Genomic DNA, 17,570 nt, shown 5'->3' with positions numbered 1-17,570 from the left:
CTGGGCGCGACCGCCGAGCCCGCTCGGGAGAGTCCCCGACGTCGGAGAACGCCGGTCGGGGCGCCGAAGGAGCAACTCCTCCCCGGAATCTCTCAGGCATCCGTACCGTGTGGGATAGGTCACTCTGGAAAGCAGGGCAGGACCGCCGGCGAGGGAGCCGACGGCGACCACCCTCACCGACGGTGCAAGCCGACGGGTGCCCCCGCGCCCCGTGCGGGCGAAGCTCTCAGGTCCCGATGACAGAGGGGGAGGCCTGTCGGGTTCGCCTGTCGGGCCGAACCGCTGTTGTCCGCAGCGGCGGAGCCGCCCGGCGTGCGTACCCCCGCCGGTCCGTGACCAGGAGGCCTCGACCACATGAACGCCCAGCCGAACGCGGGACGCCCCACCGGCGCCTCGACCCTCACCGAACTTGAGCTGGCCAGCCCCTTCGAGAACCGCCACATCGGCCCCGACGCCGCCGCGCAGGAGAAGATGCTGGCGCAGGTCGGCTACGGCTCGCTGGACGAGCTCGCCGCCACCGCCGTGCCCGAGGCGATCCGCTCCATCACCGGGCTGGACCTGCCCGCCGGCCGCAGCGAGGCGCAGGTTCTGGCCGAGCTGCGCGAGCTGGCCGGCCGCAACCGGGTGCTCCAGCCGATGATCGGTCTGGGGTACTACGGCACGTTCACCCCGCCGGTGATCCTGCGCAACGTCCTGGAGAACCCGGCCTGGTACACCGCGTACACGCCGTACCAGCCGGAGATCTCGCAGGGTCGCCTGGAGGCGCTCCTCAACTTCCAGACCCTGGTCTCCGACCTGACCGGCCTGCCCACCTCCGGCTCCTCTCTGCTGGACGAGGGCACCGCGGCCGCCGAGGCGATGGCCCTGGCCCGCCGCGTGACCAAGGTCAAGGGCGGCGTCTTCCTGGTCGACGCCGAGACCCTGCCGCAGACCGTCGCGGTGATCAACACCCGCGCCGTGCCGACCGGTGTCGAGGTCGTCGTCGCAGACCTGTCCGAGGGCATCCCGGCCGAGGTCGCCGAGCGCGGCGTCTTCGGCGTGCTGCTGCAGTACCCGGGTGCCACCGGCGTGGTCCGCGACCTCACCGCCGTCATCGAGCAGGCGCACGGCCTCGGTGCGATCGTCGCCGTCGCCGCCGACCTGCTGGCGCTGACGCTGCTGAAGTCCCCGGGCTCGCTGGGCGCCGACATCGCCTGCGGCACCTCGCAGCGCTTCGGTGTGCCGATGGGCTTCGGCGGCCCGCACGCCGGCTACCTCTCGGTGCGTGCCGAGTACGCCCGTTCGCTCCCGGGCCGGCTGGTCGGCGTCTCGGTCGACGCCGACGGCAACCGCGCCTACCGCCTGGCGCTGCAGACCCGTGAGCAGCACATCCGCCGCGAGAAGGCCACCAGCAACATCTGCACCGCCCAGGTGCTGCTGGCCGTGATGGCCTCGATGTACGCGGTCTACCACGGCCCGGACGGCCTGGCCGACATCGCCCGCCGCACCCACCGCTACGCCGCCGCCCTCGCCGAGGGCCTGCGGGCCGGCGGCGTCGAGCTGCTGCACGGCGAGTTCTTCGACACCGTGACCGCGGTGGTCCCCGGCCGCGCCGCCGAGATCGCCGCCGCCGCGCGCGCCAACGGCGTCAACGTGTACCAGGACGGCGAGGACCGGATCTCGGCCTCCACCGACGAGACCACCACCCGCGAGCACCTGGCGGGCGTCTGGGCCGCGTTCGGCGTCGAGGGCGTGGAGGTCGCGGAGAGCGCCGACGCGCTGCCGGCCGCGCTGCTGCGCGAGGACGAGTACCTGACCCACCCGGTCTTCCACAGCCACCGCTCCGAGACCGCCATGCTGCGCTACCTGCGCCGCCTCTCGGACCGCGACTACGCGCTGGACCGCGGCATGATCCCGCTGGGCTCCTGCACCATGAAGCTCAACGCGACCACCGAGATGGAGCCGGTGACCTGGCCGGAGTTCGGCCAGCTGCACCCGTTCGCGCCGATCGACCAGGCGCAGGGCTTCCTGACCCTGATCCGCCAGCTGGAGCAGCAGCTGGTCGAGGTGACCGGCTACGACGCCGTCTCGATCCAGCCGAACGCCGGCTCCCAGGGTGAGCTGGCCGGCCTGCTGGCCGTCCGTGCCTACCACCACGCCAACGGCGACACGCAGCGCGACGTCTGCCTGATCCCGTCCTCCGCGCACGGCACCAACGCGGCCTCCGCGGTGATGGCCGGCATGCGCGTGGTCGTGGTGAAGACCCTGGTCGACGGCGACGTCGACGTCGAGGACCTCAAGGCCAAGATCGAGCAGCACCGGGACAGCCTCTCGGTGCTGATGGTCACCTACCCGTCCACCCACGGTGTGTACGAGACCCAGATCACCGAGATCTGCGGCATGGTGCACGAGGCCGGCGGCCAGGTGTACGTCGACGGCGCCAACCTCAACGCCCTGGTCGGCCTGGCCAAGCCCGGCAAGTTCGGCGCGGACGTCTCGCACCTGAACCTGCACAAGACCTTCTGCATCCCGCACGGCGGCGGCGGCCCGGGCGTCGGCCCGGTCGCGGTGCGCGCGCACCTCGCGCCGTACCTGCCCAACCACCCGCTGCAGGAGGAGGCCGGCCCGGCCACCGGCGTCGGCCCGATCTCGGCCGCGCCGTGGGGCTCGGCGGCGATCCTGCCGATCTCCTGGGCGTACGTCCGGCTCATGGGCGGCGAGGGCCTCAAGCGCGCCACCCAGGTGGCGGTGCTGAACGCCAACTACATCGCCAAGCGCCTGGCCCCGCACTTCCCGGTGCTCTACACCGGCCCCGGCGGCCTGGTCGCGCACGAGTGCATCATCGACCTGCGCCCGCTCACCAAGGAGACCGGCGTGACGGTGGACGACATCGCCAAGCGCCTGATCGACTACGGCTTCCACGCGCCGACGATGTCCTTCCCGGTGGCCGGCACCCTGATGATCGAGCCCACCGAGTCCGAGGACCTGCACGAGATCGACCGGTTCTGCGACGCGATGATCGAGATCCGCGGCGAGATCGAGAAGGTCGGCTCGGGCGAGTGGGCGGCGGACGACAACCCGCTGCGCAACGCCCCGCACACCGCGGCCGCGTTGGCCGGGGACTGGGCGCACGGCTACGGCCGCCAGGAGGCCGTGTTCCCGGCGGGCGTGAACCCGGCGGACAAGTACTGGCCGCCGGTCAGCCGGATCGACGGCGCGTACGGCGACCGCAACCTGGTCTGCTCCTGCCCGCCGCTGGACGAGTACGGCGTCTGACGTAGGACGGCGTCCGATCGCGGACGGAAGACGGCAGGGCCCCGGCAGAACGATCCGCCGGGGCCCTGCCCGTTGCTCCGTACGTGTGGCGGCTGCCCCCGCCGACGGTGGTCAGACCGCGTGGGCGACGGGGCGGCGCGGGGCGATCACCCGGCCGTCGGGCAGCAGTTCTCCCGTGTCCTCGAACATCAGGACGCCGTTGCAGAGCAGGCTCCAGCCCTGCTCCGGGTGGCAGGCCACCGGCACGGCCGCCTCGCGGTCCTCGGACTCGGCCGTCGGGCACTCAGGACGGTGCTGGCACATACGCGTACCCTCGCTTCGCTCTGCGATCCTCCCCGTGATGCGGCGCCTTCGGGTGGCCGTCGGGAGCCGCCGCGGTAGTCGGATCCTGTCCGGCGCCGGAGCAGGTGTGGACCGGCGCTCAAGTGGGTAGGACAGGTGGTCCTTCCACGCTGGTTCCCAGTGTCGGCATCCCGGGACGCTCGCGCAGCAATTCGGTGACATGGGCCACAACCGGCGGGCAGAGATCACCCGTTCAGGTGGCTTCGGGCAGAAATCACGCCCGGACGGGCCATCAGGGGACTGACCCGGGAGGGCCATGCCCGATGGCCCGTCCGGGTGGGGCGGGCGATGCAGGTGACAGGGGTGACGGGGGCGACGGGTGGCGGGGGAGTCGATCGGGGCGCGCGGGGCGGGGGCTGCCCGGGCGCGCGCAGGGGTGGTGGGGGTGTCGGCTCAGGGGGAGCCGAGCAGCAGCGGACGGCCGAGCGGCGCCCGGGCCAGTACCGGGAGCAGGTCGGCGGCCGGGTAGGCGCGGTGTGCGGTCACCCCGAGCGGGGCCGGCGCGAGCGGGATCAGCAGGTCGCCTTCCGGCCCGCCGTCCGGGCCGTGCAGCCAGAGCGCCGTCGCGTACTGCCCCGGGAAGGTCAGCAGCCGGGGCTGCCGGCGGGCCCGGGAGGTCTGGGCGAGCTGCCAGGCCTGGCGCAGCGCCCGCACCGTGGAGTCCAGGTACGGGCCGGCGGTGAAGTGGGAGAAGGTGTGGCCCTCGACGCCCTGCACCACCTCGGCCGCGGCGGCCACCTCCGCCCCGTCCTTGATCAGGAAGCGCCAGCCCGTGCGCCGGGCGGCGGCGAGCTCGGGGCGCGGCCCGTCCAGGACGTGGACCGCGAGCGGATGCGCGGGCAGCAGCGGGCCGGCCGGATGGCGCAGCGCGGCGGCGGCGGGCTGGCGCAGCGCGGTCTCCGAGTCGAGCGCGGCGAGGACCGCGCGCAGGGCGCTGGGCGGGGGCTGGGGGGTCTGCAGAGTCATGGCGGGGTCGCCTCTCCGTGCGAGATCGGCGTGCGAGTGCGGCATACCGGCGGGGCGCGGTGTGCGTCGGTGACGGGACCTGGCCGTGTCCGGTTGTGCATGATCGCGGTGCGGGCGCGGCCGCTCCCGTCGACGAGGGTTTCGGAGCGGTAGCGGGCCGGCCCGGGCGCAGTGCGAATTCTATCGAACAGGTGCACAGGGTGACCTGTTTATCACAGGCCGTGGCCCCGGGCAAGTCGGGAGATGTGCTGAAAGTCCGTCAGTTTCCTTGCTTTGCAAGCCGTTCGAAGCAATCGGGTATCGATCTTCGGGGTGGGCATGATGCTTGCGCGGTCGCTCGGCCGGGCGGCTCAGAGGAGGGGATCATGGGCGAGAAGGTCGTGGCGACGCGGGCGGACCTGTCGGACCGGCAGCTCTACCGCCGCAAGCTCCAGTCCTGTCTCGACGCGCTCGGACGGATGCTCCGGGAGGAGCGCTTCGACCGCCCCAGGGCGGTGATGGGCCTGGAGATCGAGCTCAACCTGGCCGACGAGCAGGGCCTGCCGATGATGAACAACGCCCAGGTGCTCACTGCGATCGGTTCGAGCGACTTCCAGACCGAGCTGGGCCAGTTCAACATCGAGGTCAACATCGCGCCGCACCGGCTCTGCGGCCACGTCTTCGAGGAGCTGCGCGAGGAGATCGACACCGGTCTGCGCTACGCCGACCGGAGGGCCGCCGAGGCCGGGGCGCGGATCGTGATGGTGGGCATCCTGCCGACCCTGGATCACGACCACACCGGGCTGGACGCGATGTCCCACAACCAGCGCTACAGCCTGCTCAGCGACCAGATCCTGGCCGCCCGCGGCGAGGACATCACGCTGGACATCGAGGGTGTCGAGCACCTCCAGCTGGAGTCGATCACCATGGTCGCCGAGGCCGCCGCGACCTCCCTGCAGCTGCACCTTCAGGTCACCCCCGAGCGATTCTCCTCGGTCTGGAACGCCGCGCAGGCGATCTGCGGCGCCCAGCTGGCGCTGGGCGCCAACTCGCCCTTCCTGTTCGGGCGCGAGCTGTGGCGGGAGACCAGGCCGGTGCTGTTCCAGCAGGCCTGTGACACCCGTTCGGCGGAGCTCAAGGCGCAGGGGGTGCGCCCGATCACCTGGTTCGGCGAGCGCTGGGTGGACTCGGCGTACGACCTGTTCGAGGAGAACCTGAAGTACTTCCCGGCGCTGCTGCCGATCTGCGACGACGAGGACCCGCTCAAGGTGCTCGCCTCCGGCGGCGTGCCGCGGCTCGCCGAGATGCGGCTGCACAACGGCACGATCTACCGGTGGAACCGGCCGGTCTACGACGTCAGCGGCGGGGTGCCGCACCTGAGGGTGGAGAACCGGGCGCTGCCGGCCGGGCCGACCGTCGCCGACACGCTGGCCAACGCGGCCTTCTACTACGGGCTGGTCCGGGTGCTGGCCGAGCAGTCGCGCCCGATCTGGACCAGGATGCCGTTCGAGCGGGCCGACGAGAACTTCCGCCAGGCCGCGCGGTACGGCATCGACGCCGTCCTCCAGTGGCCGCGGCACGGCCGGGCCGGGCGCGGCGGCGGCCTGGCCGCCGTCCCCGCCGTCGACCTGGTGCTGAACGAACTGCTCCCGCTGGCCCACCAGGGGCTGGACGAGTGGGGCGTGGAGCCGGCGGATCGGGACCGCTACCTCGGCATCATCGAGCAGCGCTGCCTGCGCCGGGTCAACGGCGCCTCCTGGCAGAGCGCCACCTTCCACCGGCTGCGCGAGCAGTTCGGGATGGACCGGCCGGCCGCGCTGGCGGCGATGACCCGCCGGTACGTCGAGTACATGCGTGCCGGAGAGCCCGTCCACACCTGGCCGGTCGGCTGAGCCCTGTCCGGTACCGCGAGCCCGCGGGTCCGCCTCGGCCGGCCGGTGCTTGACCCGGACCCGACGCCCTCCTGTGGAAGGATGATCGCTCCGGCGGTCGGCCGACGGCCGGAGCGATGCCGGACCGCTGGAGCACGCCGTGACCACCGCCTCGACCGAACAGCCGGAGACCGCGAAGCCGACGCGCCGGCTGCTCGGCGTGGAGCTGCTGACCGTCCTCGGCCTCTCGCTGGGGGCCAGCGGCATCGGTGCGCTGATCAGCTTCACCGGCCTGCTCACCGAGACGCTGAAGCTCGGCCAGCAGGTCGCGACCCTGAACGCCTCGCGTGCCCCCGGCCGCCCCTGGCTGGACCTCGCCTGGCAGCTCTACTACGTCGCCCGCGGGCTGATGCCGGTCGTCCTGGTCGGCTACCTCCTGGTGCGCGAGGGCACCTCGCTGAAGGTGCTCGGCTTCGACCTCGGCCAGAAGCTGCGCGACCTCGGCCGCGGCACCGTCGTCGCGGCCGCGATCGGCGGCTCGGGGCTGGGGCTCTACCTGCTCTCGCAGGCGGCCGGCTACAACCTGACGGTGGCGCCGTCCGGCCTCCCGGACGTCTGGTGGCGGATCCCCGTGCTGGTCGCCTCAGCGTGGCAGAACGCGATCCTGGAGGAGGTCGTCGTCCTCGGCTATCTGCTCCGCCGGCTCGGGCAGTTGGGCTGGTCGTGGCCGGCCGCGGTGGTGGCCAGCTCGGTGCTGCGCGGCTCGTACCACCTGTACCAGGGGGTCGGCGGGCTGGTCGGCAACATGGTGATGGGCGTGGTGTTCTGCCTGCTGTACCGGCGGTGGGGGCGGGTGATGCCGCTGGTGGTGGCGCACGCGCTGATCGACACCGTGGCGTTCGTCGGGTACGCCCTGCTGGCCGGGCACGTCAGCTGGCTGCCCACCGGCTGATCGTCGACCGGGCGAGGGCGGTGCGCGGGGGCCGGGCGAGCAACCGGTCGACGTGCCGGCGCTCCAGGCCCTGGCCGGGGTCGATCGGGAGCAGTAGGCGGTCGCGCCGGAAGAGCGAGCCGCGGACCAGACGGGGCGGGATCACGTCGTCGACCCAGGCGAACGGGCGGCCGCCGGCGTAGCGCAGCAGCGGGGCCCACTTACGGGCGGAGAACAGCTCCATCAGCGGTACGCGAGGGTCCCCGGGCTGCGGGACGTGGCCGGTGAAGCGGACCACCGGGAGCTCGGGCAGGCCGATCGCCGGGGCGATGTGGGTGTTGGCCTTCTCCTCCCAGGTGGTGGCCCAGACCAGCTCGTAGTTCCCGGTGAGTTCGCGCAGCCACTCGCCGTGCCGGGCGGAGAGCAGGACGGTGCAGCCGAGCAGGGTGTGGGCGTCGAAGTCGCCCTCGGGGTCGGGGCAGACCGGATTGAGCACTCCGTCGACGTCCAGGAACAGCAGTGGCTTCGGCATCGGGCCCCTCAGGTGTCACTCCGGCGTTCATCTGGTCGGACGAGTGGCGTCCGCCGGCGGTTGCCCACCGGGGGCACCCGCGGGTGCGCACGGGGCGTGCCGGGGCCGGTCACGCCGGGGGTCAGTGGTGGGCGCCGGCGGGCGCGACCTGCTCGGCCGCCTCGCCGGACTGCGCGGTCGGGGCGGCAGGGGTGCGCCGGGCGAGCCGGCGGACCTGCGGCTCCAGCAGCACGGCGGCGCTGAGCACCAGGGAGATCACCGCACACGCCCAGAGCGCGCCGGAGAGACCGAGGGCGTCGGCGGCCGGCCCCGCCAGTGCGGTGCCGAGCGGAGCCAGCGAGAGCGACCCGAGTTCGTCGTAGGCCGCGACCCGGGAGAAGGCCTCGGCCGGGATCTCCTGCTGGAGCGCGATCATCCAGTTGACGCCGAAGACGGTGACCCCGACGCCGGAGAGGAACATCGCCGCGGCCAGGACCGGCAGCGGGGCGGCCACCGCGAGGGCGAGCGCCGGCACGCCGAACAGGAAGACGCCCCAGTTGCCGACCAGCAGGATCCGGCGCGGATGCCAGCGGACCATCAGCAGACCGGCGGAGACCAGGCCGATCCCGTAGGCCGACATCGCCAGCCCCCAGGCCCGCGCCCCGCCGAGGTGCTGCTTGGCGACGATCGGCCCGTAGACCGCCTCGACGGCGCTGATGCAGGCCACCAGCACGGAGAACTGGAGCACGATCACCCAGAGCCAGCGGCGGGAGGCGAACTCCTGCCAGCCCTCGCGCAGGTCGCGCAGCACGCCGCCGCCCCGGGCGGCGGTGGGCGGCTGGGTCTCCAGGAAGAAGCGCAGGACGGCGGCGACCAGGAAGCAGCCGGCGTCCGCGGCGAGCACCCAGCCGGGACCGATCGCGGCGGTCAGTGCGCCGCCGAGCGCGGCGCCGCCGATCTGGGCGCCGTTGAGGCCCATCCGGAACACCGAGAAGGCGCGCGCGGCGTGTTCGGGCGCGACGCTCTCCAGGATCATGCCTCCGGCGGCGGGGGAGTAGAAGGCGTAGCCGGCGCCTCCGGCGGCGGAGAGCAGCAGCAGCTGCCAGAGCTCGGCCCCACCCGTGAGCACGAGGGCGGCGAGGGCCGCCTGGGCGACGGCGCTGAACAGGTTGGCGGCGACCATGATGTGGTGGCGCGGCAGCCGGTCGGCGAGGGCACCGCCGAGCACCAGCAGCAGGACGGTGGGCAGCAGCCGGGCGGCCGTGACGTAGCCGACGTCCGCGGTGGAACCGCCGCCCTCCAGGATGGCGAACGCGGTGGCGATGGGGGCGCCCGCGTTGCCGAGCCCGCTGATCACGGTGGCGGCGGCCTGGATGCGGAAGTTGCGGCCGGCCCAGGCGAACCGGGAGGCGTGCGGGGGTGTGGATGGGCTCTGCACCCCGTGACTATGCCGGGGCGGATGCTCCGTGTCCATCCGATAACCGGACGGCCCGACGGCGGACCGGTGAGTCGGTGTGCCCCGTGGCGGCGTGGCGGCGCTCGGGCGGGAGCCGGGCAGGCCGGTCGGGCCGGCGCGGCGGGGGGTCAGCCCAGGTGGCCCCAGAGGAAGCTGAGGGTGCGCTGCCAGGCGATCCCGGCCTGCAGCGCGTCGTAGCTGCCGAGCAGGTTCTCGTCGTTCATGAAGGCGTGCCCGGCGGGGTAGAAGTGGATCTCGGGCCGGACGTCGGTGGCCTCACCGATCCGGATCGCGGCCTCGTCCACGACGGCCATCCGGATCGAGCGGTCGTGCTCGCCGAAGTGGCCGAGGACGTGGGCGGTGAGGCCCCGGTAGTCGAAGTCCGGGTCGGGCGGCAGCCCGTAGAACGGGACCACCGCGGCCACCCGGTCTCCCTCGGCGGCGGCCAGCAGCAGGGCGAAGCCGCCGCCCATGCAGAAGCCCACCACGCCGACCGCGTCGCCCACCACGCCGTCCAGGCCGAGCAGGAAGCCCACCGCGCCACGCAGGTCCACCACGGCCCGCTCGACCGGCAGCTCGCGCTTGAGCCGGGCGGCCTCGGCGCTGTCGTGGGTGGTGGCGCCGCCGAAGAGGTCGGGTGCGAGGACGGTGAAGCCCTCGGCGGCGAAGCGGTCGGCCATCGAGGCGACGTGCGAGGTGAGTCCCCACCACTCCTGCACGACCACCAGGCCGGGGCCGACGCCTTGCGGCGGGCGGGCCAGGTAGCCGTGGGCCTCGCGGCCGTTGCTCGGGAAGGTTACGTTCTGCCGGGAGCCGCCCTGGTCAGGCATGACTTCCTCTCGGTGGGACGGGCCGCGCGCGGCGGCGTGGTGGGTGGGGGCTCAGCGGGTGGGCCGGTCGGTGGGCCGGTGGCCGGATCGGTGGGCGGATCAGCCCATCTCCTCCAGGGCCCGGCCCTTGGTCTCCTTGATGCAGAGGGCCACGAAGGGGATGGAGAGCAGTGCGAAGACCGCGTAGATGACGTACGTCGCCGACAGGTTCCAGTCGGCGAGGTCGGGGAAGCTGACGGTGATCGCCCAGTTGGCGATCCACTGGGCGGAGGCGGCGACGGACAGCGCGAGCGCCCGGATCCGGTTGGGGAACATCTCGCCGAGCAGCACCCACACCACCACGCCCCAGGAGAACGCGAAGCAGAACACGAAGACGTGCGCCGCGACCAGCGCGACGGTGGCGTAGGTGTCGTCCAGGGTGGCGGTGTCGCCGGTGCCCACCCGGAAGGAGAAGGCCCAGGCCGCCGTGGCGAGGGACGCCGCCATGCCGGCCGAGCCGGCCAGCGCCAGCGGCTTGCGGCCGATCCGGTCGACCAGCACCATCGCGACCACCGTGCCGATCACGTTGACGATCGAGGTCGAGAGGCTGATCAGCAGCGAGTTGGACTCGTTGATGCCGACGGACTGCCAGAGGAAGGACGAGTAGTAGAAGATCACGTTGATGCCGACGAACTGCTGGAACACCGAGGCGCCGATGCCGACCCAGACGATCGGCAGCAGGCCGAAGCGCCCGCCCATGAGGTCCCGGGCGCGGGGCTTGTGCGTGGACTCCAGCACCGCGCGGATCTCGGCCACCCGCCTGTCGAGGTCGACCCCCTGACCCTCCACCTCCAGCAGCACCTTGCGGGCCTGGGCCTCGCGGTGGTCGGCGATCAGGTAGCGCGGGGATTCCGGGATGGCCAGCGCCATCAGCCCGTAGACGACGGCGGGCACGGTCTCGACGCCGAGCATCCACTGCCAGGCCTGGATGCCGCCGAGGTGGCCGGTGGACTCGCCGCCGGCGGCCTGGTTGAGTGCCCAGTTGGCGAGCTGGGAGACGGTGATGCCGAGCACGATCGCCATCTGCTGGAACGAGGCGAGCCGCCCCCGGTAGGCGGTGGGCGCGACCTCGGCGATGTAGGTCGGGGCGATGACGGAGGCGATGCCGATCGCGACACCGCCCACCACCCGCCACAGCGCGAGCACTTGGACGGTGGGCGGGAACATCGAGCCGATGCCGCTGATCGCGAAGAGGGTGGCGGCCAGCAGCATCGTCCGCACCCGGCCGAGGTGGTCGGCGAGCCGGCCGGCGGCCACCGCGCCGGCCGCCGAGCCGAGCAGTGCGATCGCCACCACGAAGGCCGTCTCGCCGTTGCCGACGCCGAAGTGCTTCTGGATGCCCGTCACCGCACCGTTGATCACCGCGCTGTCGTAGCCGAACAGGAAGCCGCCCATCGCGGCGGCCGCGGAGATGAACACGACGTGCCCGAGGTGCGCCTCGCCGGAGACCGGATGGCTGCGGGTTGTCGACACGGACGCTCCCCGAGTGGACGGGCCCGTCGGCGCGGCCGAGTGGGCAGGATTCGTCTCACATTCGATCAGCGCCGGCCCGGATCCGCCCGATTTCCGGCTGTTCGGGTGACCGTGTGTCAGGGGCGCTGTTCGGCCGCGCGCCCGGAAGTGCGCCCTGCGCGCCGGGCGTTGCGGCGGAGCACCTGGCCGCGGACGGCGGTGTCGAGGCCGTGCCCGCGTTCGGCCAGGCGCCGTGCGAGGGCGTACTGCTCGTCGGCGGGCTTCTTGTCGTCGTACTTGAACTTGGCGCGCACCTCGCGGACCGTCAGCCGCAGTCCGCACAGGCCCGGCAGCTGCCGGCCGAGCGGACCCTCACCGGGGACGACGCGGACGTCCGGGGTCTCCGGCTGGAAGTGCGCCAGCTGGCGGTTGAGGATCTCCGCCTTGCCGGCGGCGTCCTCGACCGGCTCGGCCGTGCAGTGGAAGTGCACCGAGGCGTAGAAGCTGGTCGGGGTGCCGGGTTCGCCGCGCCAGTGCCCGGGGGCGAACGCGTAGTCGTCGGTGACCGCGAGGGTCACCGCCGGGTCGGTGCGGACCGCGGCGAGCAGCGGGTTGGGCGCGGCGAGGTGGAGCAGGATCTCGCCGCGCCCGGCGTCCAGCAGGAAGTGCGTCGGGACCAGCACCGGGCCCTCGCCGGGCGGGCCGTTGGCGGCGAGCAGACCGAAGTCGCGGCCCTCGGCGAGCCACGCCCGCCACTCGGCCTCGTCGCCGCGGTCCCAGGAGCGGATCAGCATCGCGGGCGCCGGTCAGCCGACGAGGTCGCGCAGGTGCGCGGGGAGCGGGACGGTGGTCGAGGCGTGCGGTGCGGGCGTGCCCAGCACGGTGGACACCGGCACCACACCGGCCCAGTAGGGGAGGCCGAGGTCCGCCTCGTCGTCGTCGGCGTCGTCGTCCCGGGTCTTGGCGGACACCTCGTCGAGGACCAGGCGGATGACGGCGGTGGCGGCGAGTTCCTTGGCGTTGGCCGGACGGACCTCGGCGGAGCGGCCGGGGACGGCCTGGTCCACCAACGCGTCCAGCGCGACCGAGAGCTCCTCGGGGTCGGTGACCTGGTGGGCCGTGCCGTGGGCGACCACCGAGCGGAAGTTGACCGAGTGGTTGAACGCGGACTTGGTCAGCACCAGGCCGTCGACGAGCGTGACGGTGACGCAGACCGGCAGGCCCTGCTCACCCTTGGCACCGCGCATCGGGCGGCTGCCGGTGGAGCCGTGGATGTAGAGGCGGTCGCCGACCCGCGCGTAGACGGTCGGCAGCACGACCGGGGCGCCGTCGGCGATGAAACCGAGGTGGCAGAGCCAGGTGCCGTCCAGGACGGCGTGGATGGCGTCCTGCTCCCAGGTCGCGCGCTCCCGGTAGCGGGTGGGGGTGGTCCGCGGTGTGCGGGCGTAGGACGCGGCGCCGTCTGACATGACAACCTCTATGTACTAGTGCATAATCTGTTTTGTGCTAGGAGACTATCCGATCAAGGGGCGGCGCGCCAGCGATATCGCGGCCGACGTCGAGCAGGGCGTCAGCAGCGGCCGGCTCGCGCCGGGCACCGCGCTGCCCCCGCTGCGCGACCTCGCCGCCGAACTCGGGGTCAACCCCAACACCGTGGCCGCCGCCTACCGGCTGCTCCGCGACCGGGGCGTGATCGAGACCGCCGGCCGCAAGGGCAGCCGGATCCGCTCCCGGCCCGCCCACACCCCTCGCGACCAGATCCGGCTGCCCGTCCCGCCGCACGCCCGCGACCTCTCCCACGGCAACCCCGACCTGGGCCAGCTGCCCGACCTCGCGCCGGCCCTCGCGGTCGCCGCCGAGGCCGCCCGGCGCGACCCGGTGCGCTACGGGCACCCGTCCGCAGACCCCGGGCTGCTCGCCCTGGCCGCGGAGGGCTTCCGGTCCGACGGCCTGCCGGACGCCCCGATCGCCGTCGCCTCCGGCTCGCTCGACACCATCGAGCGGATCCTGCTCGCCTGGCTGCGCCCCGGCGACGCCGTCGCGGTGGAGGACCCGGGCTGGGGGAGCCTGCTGGACCTGCTGCCGGCCCTCGGCCTGCGCGCGGCGCCGGTGCGTCTGGACGACGCGGGACCGCTGCCCGAGTCGCTCGACGAGGCGCTGGCCCGCGGTGCCCGCGCGGTCGTGGTCACCGGCCGGGCGCAGAACCCGACCGGCGCCGCGCTCACCGCCGAGCGCGCTCGGGAGCTGCGCGCCGTCCTGGCCGGCCACCCCGACGTGCTGCTGATCGAGGACGACCACGGCCACGGCATCGTCGACCAGCCGTACCACCCGTTGGTCGGCGCCGGGCCGGCGCGCTGGGCGGTGGTGCGCTCGGCGGCCAAGGCGTACGGGCCGGACCTGCGGCTGTCGGTCGCGGTCGGCGACCCGGACACGGTCGGCCGGGTGCTCGGGCGGCAGCGGCTCGGCGCCGGCTGGGTCAGCCACCTGCTCCAGCGCACCGTCGCCGAGCTGTGGCGTACCGACGCTGCGCCGGCCGAGCGGGTGGCGGCTGCCTACCGGGAGCGGCGGGACGCCCTGCTGGGCGAGCTGGCCGCGCGCGGGATCGAGGCGCACGGAGCGAGCGGACTGAACGTGTGGGTGCCGGTGCCGGACGAGACCACGGCGCTCTCCGCGCTGGTGCAGCGTGGCTGGGTGGCAGCGCCCGGGGCGCGCTACCGGCTGCAGTCGCCTCCCGGTATGCGGCTCACGGTCTCCGAGCTCGACCCCGCGGACGCGCGGCGGCTGGCCGATGATCTGGCGGCCGTCCTGGGAACGGACGGTGCCGTCTCGCGACTGATCTGAACCGACCGGTAACACAACGAGAAACCTGCTGCAGATACCTAGCGGTAACAACCGCGGGCGTGCCATCTTCATCGCGCCACCGGCCGGCGGCCCACCCTCACCTACGCGTCTCCCCCGTCCCCACACACGGGTGGGACCGACAGCAGGAGTTCCGCCGTGCCCGAAAGAAGTTCGAGCATCACCCGCAGAACCACCCGCCTCACCCGGCGACTGCTCGCCGCCGTCCTCGCCCTCCCGCTGAGCGCCGTCGGCCTGGTGGCCGGCGCCGCCGCCCCGGCCCACGCCGCCGCCGGGACGGGAGCGACCGCCAGCGTCACCCTGGGCGACAGCTACATCTCCGGCGAGGCCGGCCGCTGGAAGGGCAACTCCGTTGTCACCAGCGGAAGTCGGGCCGGTACCGACCGGTCCTGGACGGGCAGCGGATACGACCCGGCGCGGATCTACGGCAGCACGTACGCGAGCGGGTGCGATCGCTCGGACGTCGCCGAGGTGCGCAGCGCCCCGACCGTCGCGCAGACCCAGATCAACCTGGCCTGCTCCGGAGCCGTCGCCGCCAACGTCTACCGCGCGGCCAACGGTGGCCAGTCGTTCAAGGGGGAGGCTCCGCAGGCCGACCAGCTCGCCGCCGTGGCGGCCCAGTACGACGTCAAGGTGGTCACGCTCTCGATCGGAGGCAACGACCTCGGCTTCTCCGACGTCATCGAGACCTGCGTGAAGGACTACCTGATCTGGTACTCCTACTGTCACGACGACCAGCAGGAGGAGATCGACTCGCGGATGCCGGAGGCGATGGCCGGTGTCGGCAAGGCCCTGGACGAGATCCGGACGGTGATGACCGGCGCCGGCTACCGGGCCGGTGACTACCGGATCGTGCTGCAGTCCTACCCCTCGCCGATCCCGCGCAGTGCGGAGATGCGCTACCCGGAGAGCGGCTGGACCCGCGCCAGCACCGGGGGCTGCCCGTTCTGGGACGGCGACGCCGACTGGGCCCGGGACTCACTGGTGCCGCAGATCTCCCGGGAACTGGGCAAGGTGGCCGCCGCCAAGGGCGTGCAGTTCATGGACCTCTCCGACATGCTGCAGGGCCGCGAGGTCTGCTCCACGGCGACCCGCCAGGCCACCGGGGCCTCCGCACCCTCGGCCACCACCAGTGAGTGGGCCCGGTTCGTCGACGCCGGCCTCAGCAGCTCGCAGGGCACCGTCCAGGAGTCGATGCACCCCAACTACTACGGGCAGCAGGCGCTCGGCCGGTGCCTGACCCTGATGTACGCACGGCCGAGCGGTGGCTACGCGTGCCGCAACACCGCCGGGCGCGACGCGAGCGGAATGTACCTGGTCGCAGAGTAGCCTCGCCGGACGCTCGTGGGGTCGGCCTCCGGTCCTCCCGGGCCGACGGCCGGTGCCCTGCCCCGCGGACCGTCGCGGGGCAGGGCACCGGCCGTCCGGCGGTCAGCCCTTGGCGAGCAGTGCCTGGGCGTGCGCCCGCACCTGATCCTTCGTCAGATATGCGTCGGTGTACTCGAAGTCGCGCAGCCGGGCGGGCTGACGGGCGAGGAAGCCGGTGCGGACGAAGTCGTCGCCGGCAGCGGCGTTCAGCAGCCAGTTGGCGCCGACCCGGAACTTGGCGACGTTGGTGCGCATCGCCATCAGGTGGTAGCCGCGTGCCACCACCTGTGCCGGGACGCCGTGCAGCTCGACGCCGACCGGCTTGGACACCGCGTCCTTGCCGCCGAGGTCCACCACCAGGCCCAGGTCCTTGTGGTAGTACGGCTCCAGGGGCTGGCCGCGGAGGGCGGCGATCACGTTGTTCGCCACCACCCTGCCCTGGCGGGCGGAGTGCTGGGCGGTCGGCGGGCAGACCGCGCCGTCGCCCTTGGCGAGGTCCGGCACCGCGGCCGCGTCGCCGAGCGCGAAGACGCCCTCGAACTGGGGCACCCGCATCTCGGCGGTCACCGCGATCCGGCCGCGCACCGTCTCGGCGTCCAGGGTGCCGATCAGCGGGCTGGCCGCGACGCCGGCGGTCCAGATCAGGGTGCGGCAGGGGAGCACCCGGCCGTCGGTGAACTTGACCGACTCCGCACCGACTTCGGCGACCGAGACGCCGAGCGACACCTCGATGCCGCGCCCGCGCAGCACCTCCAGCGCGGCGGTGCCGAGTGCGTCGCCCAGCTCGGGCATGAGCTTGGGGGCGATGTCGATCAGGTGCCACTTGATCTGCCGGGCGTCCAGGCGCGGGTAGCGTAGGGCGGCCGCCGTCGTCAGCCGCTGCAGGCAGGCTGCCGTCTCGGTACCCGCGTAGCCGCCGCCGACCACCACGAACTGCAGTCTGGACTCGCGCTCCCGCTGGTCCAACGTGGCTGAGGCGAGGTCGAGTTGTGCGATCACGTGGTCGCGGACGTAGGTCGCCTCGGCGAGCGTCTTCATGCCGCGCGCGTAGTCGGTCAGGCCGGGGATGTCGAAGGTGCGGGTGACACTGCCGGGCGCGAGCACCAGGTAGTCGTACCGCTGCGCGACCACCTCGTCGGTGATCTTGCGGACCACACAGACCTTGGAGCGCGGGTCGACGCCGATCGCGCCGCCGGGGAGGATGTGCGCGCGGCGCAGGGAGCGGCGCAGCGACACCGCGACCGACTGCGGGGTCAGCACGCCGGCCGCGACGTGCGGCAGCAACGGCAGGTAGAGCTGGTAGCTGAACGGCGTGACCAGCGAGATCTCCGCCTCCGAGGGCGAGAGCTTGCGCTCCAGCCGCCGGGCGCACTCCAGTCCGGCGAAGCCACCGCCGACGATCAGGATCCGAGGTCGTTCCATCGCTCATCCCTTAGGTGCAGGTCGTACCGTGCAGGGTCCGAGGCTGTTACTGCCCGCCACACTCGCACGGAGCAGCGCGGGCTGCCACCGGGGCGGGGCTGATGGGCGGAGGGCCGGGCCGACGGGGCCGGCGGGGTGCTCGGAGGGCCGGCCGTCGGCCGCAGGGAGCGAGGCGTGGGCACGGGGCGGTGCGGCGGCGTGGGGGCTCGGGGTGGGGCGGGAACAACGGGCAGTGGCAGGGGGCGGTGGACGGGGCCGCTCGGGTGGTCGGCGGGGCGGCCCGGACGGC

The 17,570-nt window shown here is 73.3% G+C and carries 14 protein-coding genes and 1 riboswitch; of the genes, 5 read left to right on the top strand and 9 right to left on the bottom strand.

All coding sequences use genetic code 11. The features are described 5' to 3' along the window. The first annotated feature begins 14 nt into the window (after window positions 1-14). Window positions 15-118: riboswitch (glycine riboswitch) on the top strand. A 236-nt stretch (window positions 119-354) separates the two neighbouring features. Continuing rightward, window positions 355-3,255, top strand: coding sequence for an aminomethyl-transferring glycine dehydrogenase (gene gcvP, locus ACF9IK_RS06095; RefSeq protein ID WP_395293212.1), 2,901 nt, complete (start codon window positions 355-357; stop codon window positions 3,253-3,255). Between the two features lie 111 nt (window positions 3,256-3,366). Here gcvP and ACF9IK_RS06090 read toward each other — a convergent pair whose 3' ends face one another. After that, window positions 3,367-3,558 carry a DUF5999 family protein gene (locus tag ACF9IK_RS06090; RefSeq protein WP_238864564.1) on the bottom strand — a complete coding sequence of 64 codons (192 nt, stop codon included), beginning with the start codon at window positions 3,556-3,558 and terminating at the stop codon, window positions 3,367-3,369. A gap of 432 nt (window positions 3,559-3,990) precedes the next feature. Next, window positions 3,991-4,563: a hypothetical protein gene (locus ACF9IK_RS06085; RefSeq protein WP_313766697.1), complete on the bottom strand. Its 573-nt coding sequence runs from the start codon at window positions 4,561-4,563 to the stop codon at window positions 3,991-3,993. A gap of 365 nt (window positions 4,564-4,928) precedes the next feature. Here ACF9IK_RS06085 and ACF9IK_RS06080 point away from each other — a divergent pair, with 365 nt between their 5' ends. Together ACF9IK_RS06080 and ACF9IK_RS06075 are read left to right on the top strand one after the other, a co-directional pair. Beyond that, on the top strand, window positions 4,929-6,434 hold the full coding sequence (locus tag ACF9IK_RS06080; protein WP_395293211.1) for a glutamate--cysteine ligase: 1,506 nt from the start codon (window positions 4,929-4,931) through the stop codon (window positions 6,432-6,434). Between the two features lie 139 nt (window positions 6,435-6,573). Then, a complete protein-coding gene (locus ACF9IK_RS06075) occupies window positions 6,574-7,365 on the top strand; it encodes a CPBP family intramembrane glutamic endopeptidase (protein WP_395293210.1) in 792 nt (263 codons plus the stop codon). Here the strand turns inward: ACF9IK_RS06075 and ACF9IK_RS06070 are convergent. From ACF9IK_RS06070 to ACF9IK_RS06045, 6 genes are all read right to left on the bottom strand, one after another. Further along, window positions 7,343-7,876 (bottom strand): HAD domain-containing protein, encoded by a 534-nt coding sequence (locus ACF9IK_RS06070; protein WP_395293209.1) that lies wholly within the window; start codon window positions 7,874-7,876, stop codon window positions 7,343-7,345. The genes ACF9IK_RS06075 and ACF9IK_RS06070 overlap by 23 nt on opposite strands. A gap of 121 nt (window positions 7,877-7,997) precedes the next feature. Continuing rightward, window positions 7,998-9,293: an MFS transporter gene (locus ACF9IK_RS06065; RefSeq protein ID WP_395293208.1), complete on the bottom strand. Its 1,296-nt coding sequence runs from the start codon at window positions 9,291-9,293 to the stop codon at window positions 7,998-8,000. 146 nt (window positions 9,294-9,439) lie between these two features. Beyond that, the gene (locus tag ACF9IK_RS06060) at window positions 9,440-10,141 is read right to left on the bottom strand and encodes a dienelactone hydrolase family protein (RefSeq protein ID WP_395293207.1); all 702 of its coding nucleotides are present in this window, start codon (window positions 10,139-10,141) and stop codon (window positions 9,440-9,442) included. A 99-nt stretch (window positions 10,142-10,240) separates the two neighbouring features. Then, window positions 10,241-11,653 (bottom strand): sugar porter family MFS transporter, encoded by a 1,413-nt coding sequence (locus ACF9IK_RS06055; RefSeq protein WP_395293206.1) that lies wholly within the window; start codon window positions 11,651-11,653, stop codon window positions 10,241-10,243. A gap of 116 nt (window positions 11,654-11,769) precedes the next feature. Beyond that, a complete protein-coding gene (locus tag ACF9IK_RS06050; RefSeq protein ID WP_395293205.1) occupies window positions 11,770-12,426 on the bottom strand; it encodes an FMN-binding negative transcriptional regulator in 657 nt (218 codons plus the stop codon). A 12-nt stretch (window positions 12,427-12,438) separates the two neighbouring features. Then, entirely contained in the window at window positions 12,439-13,101 is a 663-nt protein-coding gene (locus tag ACF9IK_RS06045) for a pyridoxamine 5'-phosphate oxidase family protein (RefSeq protein WP_395293204.1), read from the bottom strand. A 34-nt stretch (window positions 13,102-13,135) separates the two neighbouring features. Between ACF9IK_RS06045 and ACF9IK_RS06040 the strand changes: the two genes are divergently transcribed. Together ACF9IK_RS06040 and ACF9IK_RS06035 are read left to right on the top strand one after the other, a co-directional pair. Beyond that, the gene (locus ACF9IK_RS06040) at window positions 13,136-14,473 is read left to right on the top strand and encodes an aminotransferase class I/II-fold pyridoxal phosphate-dependent enzyme (protein ID WP_395293203.1); all 1,338 of its coding nucleotides are present in this window, start codon (window positions 13,136-13,138) and stop codon (window positions 14,471-14,473) included. A 156-nt stretch (window positions 14,474-14,629) separates the two neighbouring features. Beyond that, complete coding sequence (locus ACF9IK_RS06035) at window positions 14,630-15,820, top strand: GDSL-type esterase/lipase family protein (RefSeq protein ID WP_395293202.1); 1,191 nt, start codon at window positions 14,630-14,632, stop codon at window positions 15,818-15,820. Window positions 15,821-15,922: 102 nt separating this feature from the next. Here ACF9IK_RS06035 and ACF9IK_RS06030 read toward each other — a convergent pair whose 3' ends face one another. After that, window positions 15,923-17,281, bottom strand: a complete 1,359-nt coding sequence (locus ACF9IK_RS06030) for an NAD(P)/FAD-dependent oxidoreductase (RefSeq protein WP_395293201.1) — start codon at window positions 17,279-17,281, stop codon at window positions 15,923-15,925. Between the last annotated feature and the right edge of the window lie 289 nt (window positions 17,282-17,570).

Source organism: Kitasatospora hibisci (genome assembly GCF_043950205.1).
Lineage (GTDB): Bacteria > Actinomycetota > Actinomycetes > Streptomycetales > Streptomycetaceae > Kitasatospora > Kitasatospora hibisci.
Note: the sequence above shows the minus strand (reverse complement) of the source record. Positions and strands in the feature narration are given on the sequence as shown.